General features: G+C 73.5%; 11 protein-coding genes. 6 read left to right on the forward strand and 5 right to left on the reverse strand.

The genetic code is table 11. The annotated features are described in order from the left end of the window. Positions 1-54 precede the first annotated feature (54 nt). From JWP64_RS13080 to JWP64_RS13090, 3 genes are read right to left on the reverse strand one after another with little or no spacing between them, the layout of a single operon-like run. A complete protein-coding gene (locus JWP64_RS13080) occupies positions 55-1146 on the reverse strand; it encodes a trypsin-like peptidase domain-containing protein (RefSeq protein ID WP_297496177.1) in 1092 nt (363 codons plus the stop codon). Further along, positions 1143-2123: an AraC family transcriptional regulator gene (locus JWP64_RS13085; RefSeq protein WP_297496178.1), complete on the reverse strand. Its 981-nt coding sequence runs from the start codon at positions 2121-2123 to the stop codon at positions 1143-1145. The genes JWP64_RS13080 and JWP64_RS13085 overlap by 4 nt, the downstream gene beginning before the upstream one ends. A 56-nt stretch (positions 2124-2179) precedes the next feature. Continuing rightward, the gene (locus tag JWP64_RS13090; RefSeq protein ID WP_297496179.1) at positions 2180-2557 is read right to left on the reverse strand and encodes a DUF2267 domain-containing protein; all 378 of its coding nucleotides are present in this window, start codon (positions 2555-2557) and stop codon (positions 2180-2182) included. Positions 2558-2733: 176 nt separating this feature from the next. Here JWP64_RS13090 and JWP64_RS13095 point away from each other — a divergent pair, with 176 nt between their 5' ends. The 6 genes from JWP64_RS13095 (at position 2734) to JWP64_RS13115 (ending at position 11300) form a co-directional block, all read left to right on the forward strand. Then, on the forward strand, positions 2734-3312 hold the full coding sequence (locus JWP64_RS13095; protein ID WP_366889871.1) for a class I SAM-dependent methyltransferase: 579 nt from the start codon (positions 2734-2736) through the stop codon (positions 3310-3312). A gap of 14 nt (positions 3313-3326) precedes the next feature. Then, positions 3327-3584 (forward strand): hypothetical protein, encoded by a 258-nt coding sequence (locus tag JWP64_RS31500; RefSeq protein ID WP_366889873.1) that lies wholly within the window; start codon positions 3327-3329, stop codon positions 3582-3584. A 317-nt stretch (positions 3585-3901) separates the two neighbouring features. Further along, positions 3902-5692 carry a phosphatidylglycerol lysyltransferase domain-containing protein gene (locus tag JWP64_RS13100; protein ID WP_297496180.1) on the forward strand — a complete coding sequence of 597 codons (1791 nt, stop codon included), beginning with the start codon at positions 3902-3904 and terminating at the stop codon, positions 5690-5692. A gap of 668 nt (positions 5693-6360) precedes the next feature. Then, on the forward strand, positions 6361-7389 hold the full coding sequence (locus tag JWP64_RS13105; RefSeq protein WP_297496181.1) for an alpha/beta fold hydrolase: 1029 nt from the start codon (positions 6361-6363) through the stop codon (positions 7387-7389). Between the two features lie 388 nt (positions 7390-7777). Continuing rightward, positions 7778-8656 carry a hypothetical protein gene (locus tag JWP64_RS13110; protein WP_297496182.1) on the forward strand — a complete coding sequence of 293 codons (879 nt, stop codon included), beginning with the start codon at positions 7778-7780 and terminating at the stop codon, positions 8654-8656. Between the two features lie 196 nt (positions 8657-8852). Continuing rightward, positions 8853-11300 carry a SpoIIE family protein phosphatase gene (locus tag JWP64_RS13115; protein ID WP_297496183.1) on the forward strand — a complete coding sequence of 816 codons (2448 nt, stop codon included), beginning with the start codon at positions 8853-8855 and terminating at the stop codon, positions 11298-11300. On the opposite strand, the gene JWP64_RS13120 is transcribed toward JWP64_RS13115, so the two are convergent. Continuing rightward, entirely contained in the window at positions 11284-11592 is a 309-nt protein-coding gene (locus JWP64_RS13120; RefSeq protein ID WP_297496184.1) for a hypothetical protein, read from the reverse strand. The two genes, JWP64_RS13115 and JWP64_RS13120, sit on opposite strands and share 17 nt — an antisense overlap. A gap of 174 nt (positions 11593-11766) precedes the next feature. Then, a complete protein-coding gene (locus tag JWP64_RS13125; RefSeq protein ID WP_297496185.1) occupies positions 11767-12480 on the reverse strand; it encodes a FadR/GntR family transcriptional regulator in 714 nt (237 codons plus the stop codon). Between the last annotated feature and the right edge of the window lie 10 nt (positions 12481-12490).

The following is a 12490-nucleotide window of genomic DNA, read 5'->3' on the forward strand; positions in this document are numbered from 1 at the left end:
CCGTTGGCCCCACGGGGCCGGTGCCGGTCCGGCCGGACGTCGATCGCGGTCCGGTCATCCGCTCGGCAGCTCGCCGAGGGTCACCGGCACGGTCGTCGGACCGCCCGGCGGGCGCACGAACGTCACCCGCACGACGTCGCCCGGGCGGTGCTCGGCCAGGGCTTTCTGGAGTTGCTGGGCTTCCTTGACCTCCGTCGCGTCGATCATGGTGATGATGTCCCCGTCGCGGATGCCGGCGTTCGCCGCGGGGCCGCCGGGCTGTACGGCCGCCACCCCGACACCGGCGGGCTGCCCGCTGTCGTCGGTGACCGTGACCGCCGACAGGCCGAGGGCGGCGCGCCGGGAGTCGACGACCCTGCCGTTGTCCACGATCTGGCGGGCCAGGTCGGTGGCCAGGTCGCTGGGCACGGCGAACCCGATGCCCGGCGCGGCGCCGCCCGCCTCGGGGTTCACCGCGGCCAGCGTCGGGATGCCGATGACCTCACCGTTGAGGTTGACCAGCGCCCCGCCGCTGTTCCCCGGGTTGATCGCTGCGCTGGTCTGGATCGCGTCGCGCAGCACGGCGCCGGGCGAGTTCGGCCCGGCCGGCTCGCTCACGGTGCGCCCGAGCGCCGAGACGATCCCGTCGGTCACGCTGCTGTCGAGCCCGAACGGGTTGCCCATCGCGATCACGATGTCGCCGACCACGAGGTCCGACGACCGGCCGAAGGCGGCGGGCCGCACCGGTGGCGCCCCGGTCAGCTTGATCACCGCGAGGTCGTCGGGCGGCCAGGAGGCCACCAGGGCCGCGGGATAGGTCGCGGTGCCGGAGGGCAGCCGCACCTGGAAGCTGGTCGAGCTCCCGACGACGTGCGCGTTGGTCAGGACGTGCCCCGCGCTGTCGAAGACCACCCCGGAGCCGAGGCCGCTGCCGGTGCTGATCTCCACGACGGACGGCAGCGCCCGGGTCGCGGCCTGGGCGTAGTCCTGCTCGAGCAGCTCGGCTACCCGGGCCGGGGGGGCGTCGGGCGCGGACGGGGCGTTCCCCACCGTGGTGCAGGCCGTCGTCCCCGCCACGACCGCGGCGCACAGGGCGGGCACCACCGCGCGGCGCCGCCGTCCGGGCCGGCGGCGGGTGGCGGTCCCGGCGCGGTCGTGGGTCCTCACCCCGTACGTCCGACGTGCAGCGTCTCCGCCGGCGACCGGCCGTACACGCGCCCATAGTCTTCGGTGAAGCGGCCCGGGTCGTCGAAGCCCCAGCGACCGGCGACCCCGTCCACGGAGGTCTCGTCGTCCGAGCCGTCCCGCAGATCGTGGTACGCACGCTCCAGCCGGACCCGGCGCAGGTAGGTCATCGGAGGCCACCCGACGTGCCGGAGGAACCCCTCGTACAGGGAACGCTCGCTCACCCCGCTCGCGCGCGCGAGCAGCGCCGGGGTGAACGGGTACTCCGGCTGGTCGTGCATGGTCTCGGTCGTCCGGTGCACCGGCTCCAGGCACCACGAGTGGACGGGGCGCTCCATCTCGGCGCGGTCGCGGTGGTCGGCCGCGGCCAGCAGCCCTTCGACGACCGCGTCGTGCAGCGGCGCGGCGACCAGCGGGTTCCTCAGGACGGGGCTGCGTGCCTCCGCGGCAGCGCAGAGCAGCTGCACCAGCCGGGCCCATCGCATGCCGGCGGGAGCCCGCAGGTCCATGCTCGCCTCGGGGTCGAGCGGGTGGCCGGGCGAGTGCCCGAGCAGCTCGAGCAGCGTGTCGTCGAGCGCGTCCCGGTCGATCCGCACGGTGTAGGCCGAGTACCCGTCGCCGATCGTCATGCTGACGTCGCCCACGTCCTGGCAGATCACCGCGCGTCCGGGGAACGCCTCGGTGGACTCCGACCGGTGCTCGACCTGCTTGACGCCGGTGTCGGGGAGGTCGACCGAGAAGCAGGTCTGCAGGTCCGACGTGCCGGTCCGGACGGCAGCGCCGGACCGGTACCGGACCACGCTCACCGCGCCGAATTCCACGCCGTCGAACCGGACGTCGTAGGGCGTTCGCCGATCCACCATGTCGAGACGGGTCGTGGAGCCGTCCCGGCCGACGTCGGCCTTCGCGTGGTCGAGGTCGTCCTCGTGGAACGAGATGTAGTTCGCGGTCCCCACCATTGACCGTTCACTCCCTCCGGGTGGAGCCGGGCGACGGGCGTACCGTGCACGACCGGCTACGTCTGGGCGTCGATCAGTGCGGCGTACTCGAGACCGAGCTGGCTGAGCACGTCGTCGAACTCCCCCGCGCTGACGGCGTCGGGGATCACGGAGAGCACGGCGGCGGTCGCGGCGGCCGCGTCCGCCGGGTCGATGCCGGAACGCTGCACGACCCGGCGCGTGAACTCCGAGACGTCGAAGCCCTGCGCCTCCTCCTGCGGTGGGATGAGATCCTCCTGCAACCCCTTGGGCAGCTGAGCGCGCAGGTCCTCGGCCTCGCCGCCGCTCAGGCGCTCGGAGAGCGTCCGCAGTACGGCGTGCGTGAGCGACTCGGCCTCGTCGCGCGGCAGGCCGGCGCGTTCGCTGACCGCATCGATGAACTCGTCGTACTTCATCTTCACCTCCTCCGCGGAGGTGCCAGCGTGGCTGGTCGCTCCCGGCCGGGGCACCGGCCTGATGCGCCCAACCGGGGGCGCGCGTCTCGACTCGGCAGAACCACGCGGCGGCGGTCCTTCCCCGCCCTCGACACGCGTCCGCGCTCGGACACGGTCCCTCTGGAATCGTGGGCAGGATGAGCAGTGATCATCCTGTCGACCCGTCGAACGCGGCCCGGTCCGCCAACTGGGACGGCGACGGAGGCGTCTTCTGGGCTGCCCACGCCGACCGCTTCGACGAGGGGGTGGCCGCCTACCGCGAGCCCTTCCTGGCGGCTGCGGCGATCGCCGACGGGGCGACGGTGCTCGACGTCGGATGCGGAAACGGCAGGGTCACGATCGAAGCAGCTCGACGCGCCGGTTCCGGATCGGCGCTGGGGGTGGATCTGTCCTCGGAGATGCTCGGAGTCGCACGTCGCCGCGCCGAGATCGAGCGGGTGCCGAACCCGACCTTCCTGCTCGCCGACGCACAACTCCACCCGTTCCCGGCCGAGTCCTTCGACCTCGTCGTGAGCCGGCACGGGACGATGTTCTTCGGTGATCCGGTCGCCGCGTTCCGCAATCTCGCGCGGGCGCTCCGCCCGGGAGGCTGTCTCGTCCTGTTGACCTGTCAGCGGTGGGAGCACAACGAGTGGCTCCGCGCCTTCCGTACCGCCTCGACGCAGGCCGCGGTCTGCCCGTCCCGCCGACGACCACGCCGAGTCCTCTCGCGCTGAGCGACCCCGAGCGCGTGAGGTCGCTGCCCACGGTCGCCGGCTTCTCCGACGTCCGTCTGCGGGGCCTCACCGCGCCGATGTACTTCGGTGCCGATCCCGACGACGCCTTCCGGTTCGTCTCCGCCCAGAACGCCGGGACGGTGCGGGACCTGGACCCGGACGACAGGAGTAGCGCGCTCGGCGCGCTGCGCGCGAGCCTGGTCGATCACCACCTCGCCGGTGGCGTGTACTACGAGTCCGCGGCCTGGCTCGTCGAGGCCCGGCGACCCTGATCCGGCCACGAGGCGAGCGTCATCCGGCGATTCACCCTCCGCTGCGGCGAACCGCTCGACGACCGGCCGCCGAGCGAACCGGACGTGGTCGGCGCAACGGGACGATCCCTCACCACATACACCCGCTCGGGTGGACCATGGCATCGTCTGGAACTGTGCTCGGAGGCGGAACGGCAGCGGCGCGAGCGGCCCTGCCCGGGCTGAGCGCCGCGATCGGTCCCGCCTCGCCCCCGAGGTCCGGTGGACCGGCGGCCGGCTGCCCGGTTCGGGCGCGGCGGGCGACACCGTCGCCGCGGCCGGAGTCAGGAGAGGTGCCCATGTCCCGCGCTGACGCTCCTGCCCCCGACGAACGCCGAAGGACACCGGAGGCACCCGATCCGGGCGCCCGCGGTCGTCGCATCGCCGGCGCCGCGGCCGTGCGCACGGTCGTGTGGTCGACCCGGCTCGTCGCCCTGCTGACCATCGTCTCGACCGTGTTCCCCGGGCCCCGCCGGATGCTCACCCCTGAGCTGCGGAGCTCGCTCGGCCTGCCTCCGACGATCGGTCTCGCGGGTGTCGTCATCGCCCTGGTCGCCGGCGTCGGGCTGCTGCTGGCGGCCACCGGGCTGCGCCGTCGCAAGCGGCGCGCGTGGCAGCTGGGCGTCGTCGTCACGGCGGTGCTCGCGGTCGCCGACGCGACGCGCGGCATCGCGACCCGGCACGGGTACTTCGCGGCCGCGGCCGCGGCCCTGCTGTGCGCGGCCCTGCTCTTCAACCGGCGGTGGTTCGTCGCGCGCCCGGATCCGCACGGTCTCGTGCGGGCCGTCGTCCTGTTCGCGCAGTTCGCGGCGGCCGGGTTCGGGCTGGTCTGGCTGCTGCTGGCGATCAACGGCCGTCGGCTCGAGGGCCGCCCCGGCGCGCTCGACGAGGCGACCCACGCGGCGCTGTCGCTGGTCGGCGTCAGCGGTCCCGTGCAGTTCCGGGTGGACTGGCTCGACGACCTGACCGCCACAGCCGGCCTGACCTTCGGCGTCGTGGCCGTCGTGGTGGCCGGCTACCACCTGCTCCGTTCTGCCGAACCCCGTCCGGGGCAGAGCGCGGAGGACTCCGAACGGCTCCGTGCACTGCTGGCCAAGGACCGCGATCCGGAGTCCCTGGGCTATTTCGCGCTCCGCCCGGACAAGGCCGTGGTCCTCGCCCCGGGCGGCCACGCGGCCGTCGCCCACCGGGTGCTCGCCGGCGTCGCGCTGGCCTCCGGCGACCCGCTCGGCGACACCGGAGCATGGCCCGGCGCGATCGAGGCGTACCTGGCCGAATGCGTCGAGCACGGCTGGACCCCGGCGGTGCTCGCGTGCTCGGAACGCGGGGCGACCGCCTACGCCAAGGCGGGCCTGGACGCGCTCGAGCTCGGCGACGAAGCCGTCCTGTCGACGGACACCTTCACCCTCGACGGCCGTCCGATGAAGGGCGTCCGCCAGGCACACGCCCGTATCGTCCGCGCCGGGTACACGGTGCGCGTCCGTCGCTGCGGGGAGCTCGACGACCAGGAGCGGGCCGCCCTCGCCGAGCTCGCCGCGAGCTGGCGCGGGGACGCCACCGAACGCGGCTTCTCGATGGCATTGTCCCGGGTGGCCGAGCCGCAGGACCCGGCCGCCGTGCTGGTCACCGCCCACGGCCCGGACGGCGCCGGCGGTGATCGGGTCCGCGGGCTGCTCCAGCTCGTCCCCTGGGGCGCCGACGGCCTGTCGCTCGATCTCATGCGCCGCGCTCCGGACACCGAGAACGGGGTGACCGAGGCGATGATCGTCGAGCTGATGAGGGCCGCCGAGGGTCTCGGCGTGGCTCGTGTGTCGCTCAACTTCGCCTTGTTCAGGGCCGCTCTCGAACGCGGCGAGCGCATCGGTGCGGGGCCGGCCACCCGGCTGTGGGCGAAGCTCCTGCGCCTCGGCTCGCGCTGGTGGCAGATCGACAGCCTCTACCGGTTCAACGCCAAGTTCTCCCCGGCCTGGACGCCGCGCTACCTCGTCTTCCCGCTGGTCCGCGACGTGCCACGAATCCTGCTGGCCGCGCTGGAGGCGGAAGGCTTCGGCGGCCGGCCGCCGGCTCTGCTCCGCCTCCTGCGCCGCTGAGCGGGACGCCGCGGCGGGACGCGCAGGTGAGCGGGAGGCAGGAGGAGCCGGGCCGCCGTGGCCACGGTCAGCGTGTTCGGGACGATGGCCGCCGACGTGGGTCAGTGCACCGTGCAGGTGCAGAACGGCTGGCGGCACGAGAAGCACGGGGGCCTGTTCCGACAGCACCCGCATCCGCAGTCCTCGGGTGAATGCGCCCGCACCTCGTACGCGTCCCGGGGGTCGAACCCGCGCCGACAGGTCGAGCACGTGACGGGCTCGACTCGCGCGGGGACGTCCATGGCGCCCATCTTCACCACGACGGCGCCGCCTCGACAGGGGTCTACCCCGACAGGGGTGCCCCGGACCGCCGCCGGCGACCGATCCGCGCGGTGCGCGGTCCCCGATTCGAGGTTTCGATCGGCAGCGCGTGAGCATGCTGCCGGACAGGAACTGGATTGGTGCGCGCACTCGACAGTTCCCAGGTCCGGCCGGTAAGGCAGATTGCCGGCCGGACCGACTCATCGACACAGCCGCATGTGACGCGGGCAACGCCGATGGCCGGGCTATCGATCACGCGGAGCGGCTACCTCGCTCCCGACACCACGCCGAGCTCGCTGTCCCCTCGACCCCGTGCGGAAGACGACGTCGCCTCCGACCGGCCGGCACCCCCCGACCCGAAGGACGCCATGCCCCTGCTCCCCCGACCCGGCCCCGCACGCTCCGAACCGGTGCGGCGGACCCGCCGGCTCCGCTGCGGCACCCGACCGGCCCCGGCCGCGCCCGTCACCCGCCACGAGATCACCCTCCACGACCAGCAGGTGACCTTCCTGGAGACGGGGGAACGCAGCGGCGGACCGACGGTGGTGCTGCTGCACGGGCTGGCGAGCAGCTCGGCGACCTGGCTGCCGGTCCTGCCCCTGCTCGGCCGCCACGCCCACGTCATCGCGCCGGACCTGCTCGGCCACGGCGAATCGGCCAAACCCCGCAACGGCGACTACTCCCTCGGCGCCTACGCCGCCGGTCTGCGCGACCTCCTCGTCGCGTTGCACCTGGACGGCGCCACCGTGGTGGGGCACTCGTTCGGCGGTGGCGTCGCGATGCAGTTCGCCTACCAGTTCCCCGAGCTCACCGAACGGCTCGTCCTCGACGCCAGCGGCGGGCTCGGCCCGGACGTGAGCATCGCCCTGCGCGCCGCGAGCCTGCCCGGCACCGCGACGGTGCTCCGGGTGCTGAACGCCCTCACCCCGCGCAGGTTCGCCGACCTCGCGCACCGGGCCGTCCGCACCGTTCCGGGTGTACCGATCGCCGACCTCGACGAACTGGCCCGCGCCCTCACCTCCTTCGCCGACGACGGCGCGCGCGGCGCGTTCGTCCAGACGGTGCGCAGCGCGCTGAACTGGTCCGGACAACGCCTCGACGGCAACGGCAGGCTCTACCTGCTCGCCGACGTGCCGGTCCTCCTCGTCGGCGGCACCGCCGACGCGGTCATCCCGCTCGCCCACACCACCGCCGCCCACGACCGGATGCCGGGAAGCCGGCTCGAGATATTCGACGACACCGGGCACTTCCCGCATTCCGAGCACCCGGCGCGGTTCGCCGGCGTACTCCTCGACTTCCTCCGCACCACCAGCCCGGCGCACGCCGACGTCGACTCGTTCCGGCGGCAACTGCTGGCGAAGGGTCCACGACCCGCAGCCGACGTGGTGCCGGCGTGAACCCTTGCCGGAACGGGCGATCCGCCGCTCCCATCGTGGCGATCGATGAGTTCCTCGATAATTGTCGCGATCATGTCAGGAGGTCCACCTCCGTCCGTTCCACGACGAGCGCCGCTCGACTTGTCCGGATCCCGGAATTGCGTATGCTCGAGTCGTTGCCCATCTTCGTCGAAGCCCGGGACGGCCGACAGCACATTCCCCGGATCTTGAGCAGCAGGTCACGGGGCCGTACTCGACAGGTCGCAATCGCGCCCACCTCGCCCTGCATTCGTCGTCTGTCAGCGAAGCGCGACCACGTGGCGCCATTGGGACCACACCAGAATCCGTCACAGAATGCTGCGCATCACCGTGCCGCAGCGCGTTCTCGAACCGTCGAAAGGCTTTTCTCATGACTCAGCCCGCTGATGCACGCAAGCCCGACAAGGGCGACAGGGAACCACAGGGCCCGGGCGGCGACAGGAAGGTCAGGCGTGAGCCCGGCGCCAAGGGCGACGTCGGCCCGAAGGGCCCGGCGGGCCCCGCCGGAGACCCGGGACCCAAGGGCGAGGCCGGCCCGAAGGGCCCGGTGGGTCCCGTCGGGGACAAGGGCCCGCAGGGCGAGCAGGGCCCGAAGGGCCTGACCGGGGAGACCGGCGACAAGGGTCCGACCGGCGCCGTCGGGCTCCCCGGGGAGCGTGGCGACCAGGGCCCGGCCGGCATCGCGGGGTTGCCGGGCGAGCGCGGGGACAAGGGCCCCGAGGGGCCGACCGGGGAGCAGGGGCCCCGTGGGGCACAGGGCTCCACCGGCGAGCAGGGCGCGCCCGGCGAGGACGGCGCGCCCGGACCGGCCGGTCTTCCCGGCGCCCAGGGCCAGCGAGGCGTCATCGGGGAGACCGGTGAGCAGGGCGAACGCGGGCCTCGCGGCCTGCCCGGGGAGCAGGGCGAGGACGGCCCGCGCGGCATCGCCGGACCGCAGGGCGTGCAGGGCGAGCAGGGTCCCCCCGGACCGGTCGGCCCGGTCGGCGTTCCCGGCGTGCAGGGGGCTCCCGGTCCGTCCGGCCCGGCCTGGCTGGTCCAGCCCGCGCCGTCGGAGTTGTTCCGCAACGTGCTCCACGCCGCCGCGGACGTCTCGCCGCGGACCGTGATCGATCCCCGCGCCGGCTTCCGCTACCTCACCACGCTCACCTCGCAGCTGGTCAAGCTGCAGGGCGGACTCGTCCTGCGCGCCATCACCCCGACCGAGGAGTCCGCCCACGACGTGGCGGACAACGTCCGCTTCATCGCCTAGGACGCGGGTCGGTCGTCGGCGCCCCGTCCCACGCAGGGACGGGGCGCCGACCTCGTGCGCTCGTTCCCTTCCCGGTCCGCTCGTTGCCGCTAGATTGCTCCCAGGCTCCGCACGGAGGGACCAGCCGGCCCTCCGCGGCGGGGATCCGTGGTGCCGGCGTCGGGTGTTGCCGGGAGCTGGAGAAGGTGGCGGTTCGGTGGACGAGCGTGCACCGTTGTGGGCTGCGTTGCTGGATCACGCACGGGTCGGGGCGTTCGCCCTCGACGCGCGGGGCCGGGTCGTCGTCTGGACCGCCGAGGCGGAGCGGCTGACCGCGCGGACCAGCTCCGAGGTCCTCGGGGCGGACGGCGTCGTCGTGGGGATCGCGCCGCCGGACGAGGCTGCCGGGTGGGAGACGACGGCCGACGCGCAGGCGGGAGCGACCTGGTCCGGCACGCTCCCGAGCACCTCGGAGCACGACCGGCCGGTGTGGTACCGGTGCCACCCGGTCCACGCGGACGGCCGGTTCCTCGGGGTCGTCGGGATCCTGTCCGACGAGTCCGGGAGCCCGGACTCGTCGGACGAGACCCTCGCCCTGCTCGACGGGCTGTTCGAGAACGCGCCGGTCGGCTTCACCTACGTCGACACCGATCTCCGGTACCGGCGGGTCAACGCCACGGTCGCCTCGATCAACGGGGGGACGGTGGAGGAACGGATCGGCCGGACGATCGACGAGGTCCACGGCGAGCCCTGCGGCCCGCGGTTCTCCGCGGTGTGCCGGGAGGTCATCCGCACGGGCGAGGCCCAGCGGGTCCGCATCGAGGGCCGGCTCTGGCACGGCCGGGGGCCGCACCAGGTCTGGCGGATGAACTACTACCCCGTCTTCGGCGCCGGAGGCGAGGTCGTCGGGGTGGGCGACGTCTTCGTCGACGTGACCGAGGCCGAGACGACCGGACGAGAGCTGACCGAGCTCGCCGCGGCCCGGCTGCGGACCGTGACCCGCTACCGGAGCCTCATCGAGGCGACGAGCGCCGAGGTCTGGACCGTCACCGCCGACGGCGACCCGGTGCCGGACCCAGACGCCTCGGCGGCGGACCGGGCGCCCTTCCTGACAAGGGTCCATCCCCACGATCGGGAGGACGCGGAACGACGCTGGCGCGAGGCGCTCAACACCGGCTCGGTCTTCGACGAGGTCGCCCGGCTCGCCGCCGAAGGGGGCGGGCACCGCCACTTCAGGATCCGCGCGGTGCCGGTGGTCGTGGCGGGCCGCACCGTCGAGTGGGTCGGCACCGAGACCGACATCGACGCCGAGGTCCGGGCCCGCACCCGCCTGGAGCTGCTCGCCCGGGCGACCGAGGCCGTCAACCGCGAGCTCGAACCGCTCAGCGAGCTGCAGGCGCTCGTCGACGTCCTCGTCCCCACCTTCGCCGACGGCTGCACCGTCCATCTCCTCGACCCGCTGGTGGCGGGCGGCCCCGTCACGGGACGGCGGTTGACCAGCCGGGTCGACATCGAGGTCCCCGACGCCTCCGCCGAGCCGTTCACCTACGCCGACGACCATCCCTTCGCCGAGCTCGTGCGCACGCGTCGCCCCCTCCTGCTGCACCATCCCCTGGACGACCGTGCCCGTTGGGCGCGCGACACCGCCCTCGCCGACTGGGAGCGCAGGCTCGGCTGGCACACCTCGCTCCTGACCCCCATCCGCTCCGGCGACGCCGTCATCGCCGCCCTGACCTTCGTCGCCTGGGGCGACCGGCCGCGCTTCACCGACGAGGACCTGACGTTCGTCAGCGAGCTCGCCGCGCGAGCCTCCGTGGCCATCGAGCACGCGCAGCGGTTCCAGGAGACGCGGCGCGCCGCGCTCACCCTGCAGAAGGCGATGCTCAGCGAGCTCCCCCCGCGCCGCGACGTCGAGATCCAGGCCCGGTACCAACCCGCGCTCGACACCCTCGAGGTCGGTGGGGACTGGTACGACGCCTTCACCCTCCCCGGCGGCGACCTCGGTCTCGTCGTCGGGGACGTCGTGGGCCACGACCTGGACGCCGCCACCGTGATGGGACAGCTGCGCAGCATGTTCCGCGGCATCGCCATGGACGACTCCATGGAGCCGGCGAGGGCCGTCGAACGCCTCGACGAGCTCGCGGTCGCGCTCGGGATCACGGACTTCGCGAGCCTGCTCTACGCCCGGCTCCGACCACGTCCGGACGGCGGCGCCACCCTCACCTGGAGCAGCGCGGGCCATCCGGCCCCGCTGCTGGTCCACCCCGCGCACGGCCCCCGGTCCCTCCTCGAAGGAGCGGGAATGGTGCTCGGCGTGACCACGCGCGGCCCCTCCCGGTCCCAGGGCCGCGCGACAATCGAACCGGGCTCGACCCTGCTGCTCTACACCGACGGCCTCGTGGAACAGCGCCGCAGGGACCTCGACGAGACGACGTCCCGGCTCGAGGCCGTCGCCTCGGAACTCCTCGACACGCCGCTGGCGACGTTCTGCGACGAGCTCCTCGCCCGCAGCGAGTCCGACACCAGCGACGACATCGCCCTCCTCGCCGTGCGGCTACCCGACGCCCTCCCGGCCGCCCCCCCGGTGCGGCCGGGACGGAGCGGGCAGACACAGCACCGGCCTCCCGAGGTCGTCGGGAGCGGAGCCGTCAGATCTCGGTCTTGAGGATGCAGATCGGCAGGTGGGCGTCGAGCACCGCCTGACGGGCCTCCTCGCCCAGGCCCGAGTCGGCCTCGGCCGCAGCCTTGGCGCTGTCGCCGGCCTGTTCGAGCTCGATGACGGAGTCACGGGCCTCGCCGGTGTCCGCGACCACCCGGTCCGCCTTGCTGTCGAACTCCCGGACCACGGCGACGAGCACGGCCGACGCCCCCTGGTCGCTCTCGGACGCCCGCACGGCGTCGGACGTCTTGGTCTCGATATCGCCGAGCCGCGTCTTCATGTCGGTCATGGCCAGCATGGCCTTTCCCCGGTGAGTGCGGTCCTGGCTTGCGGGACCGCATTCAAGACCTCACCGCCGACGCCGCCTATGACCGGAAGCACGTAGAGCGGACATACCGGGTGCACCGTCAGGATGGGAGGTTCTGCCGGAACGCAGTCGATCCCCGTGCGGCCACCGGGCAGGTTCTCCCGCTCAGTCCCGCGCGAGGTGCGCGATGATGTCGCGCTCGACGTCCCGGATGTGCTTCACCGCGGCCGCGCGAGCGTCGTCGACCCGGTGCCCGCCGACTGCGTCGACGATCTGGCGGTGCCCGGCGTGGGCGGCTTCCCGGCGGCCCCGCAGCCCGACGACCTGGTGCGAGTAGTCGACGAACAAGGGCTCGATCGTCGAGTGGAGCTTGAGCAGCAGCGAGTTCTTCGTCGTCTGCGCGATCGCGCGGTGCAGGTCGGCGTCGAGCGCGACGAAGTCCTTGTCGCTGAGGTCGGGACTCGCCATCGCCTCGATGATGCCGCGCAACTCGGCGGTCTCGTCCTCGGTCGCGCGTTCCGCGGCCAACCCGGCGGCGTCCCGCTCGAGGGTGATCCGGACCTCGAACAGCTCCTGCACCGTGTACTCGTCGAGTACGAGCAGCTGCGACAGGTCGGGCGCGCGGCGTGACCGGCTGACGACGAAGACACCGACGCCGTGGTCGGTCCGGAGCATCCCGTTCGCCTCGACGACGCGGATCGCCTCGCGCATCGAGCTGCGCCCGACCCCGAACTGCTCGGCCAGTGCCCGCTCCGGCGGCAGCTTGTCCCCGGGCGCGAAGTCTCCTCGGACGATCATCGACTCGAGCTGCTCGGCGACGGAGTCCGCCACCTTCAGCCTGCGGACGGGCTCGATCCTGCCGCGGCTCGTGCTGGACATCCGGCCCCCC

Origin of the sequence: Pseudonocardia sp., from assembly GCF_025465255.1 — a bacterium.
Lineage (GTDB): Bacteria > Actinomycetota > Actinomycetes > Mycobacteriales > Pseudonocardiaceae > Pseudonocardia.

Coding starts and splice junctions, on each gene's coding strand:
- JWP64_RS13125 (WP_297496185.1), bottom strand. CDS start 12,480: ATGTCCAGCACGAGCCGCGGCAGGATCGAGCCCGTCCGCAGGCTGAAG.
- JWP64_RS13110 (WP_297496182.1), top strand. CDS start 7,778: ATGACTCAGCCCGCTGATGCACGCAAGCCCGACAAGGGCGACAGGGAA.
- JWP64_RS13120 (WP_297496184.1), bottom strand. CDS start 11,592: ATGCTGGCCATGACCGACATGAAGACGCGGCTCGGCGATATCGAGACC.
- JWP64_RS13095 (WP_366889871.1), top strand. CDS start 2,734: ATGAGCAGTGATCATCCTGTCGACCCGTCGAACGCGGCCCGGTCCGCC.
- JWP64_RS13090 (WP_297496179.1), bottom strand. CDS start 2,557: ATGAAGTACGACGAGTTCATCGATGCGGTCAGCGAACGCGCCGGCCTG.
- JWP64_RS13100 (WP_297496180.1), top strand. CDS start 3,902: ATGTCCCGCGCTGACGCTCCTGCCCCCGACGAACGCCGAAGGACACCG.
- JWP64_RS13085 (WP_297496178.1), bottom strand. CDS start 2,123: ATGGTGGGGACCGCGAACTACATCTCGTTCCACGAGGACGACCTCGAC.
- JWP64_RS13105 (WP_297496181.1), top strand. CDS start 6,361: ATGCCCCTGCTCCCCCGACCCGGCCCCGCACGCTCCGAACCGGTGCGG.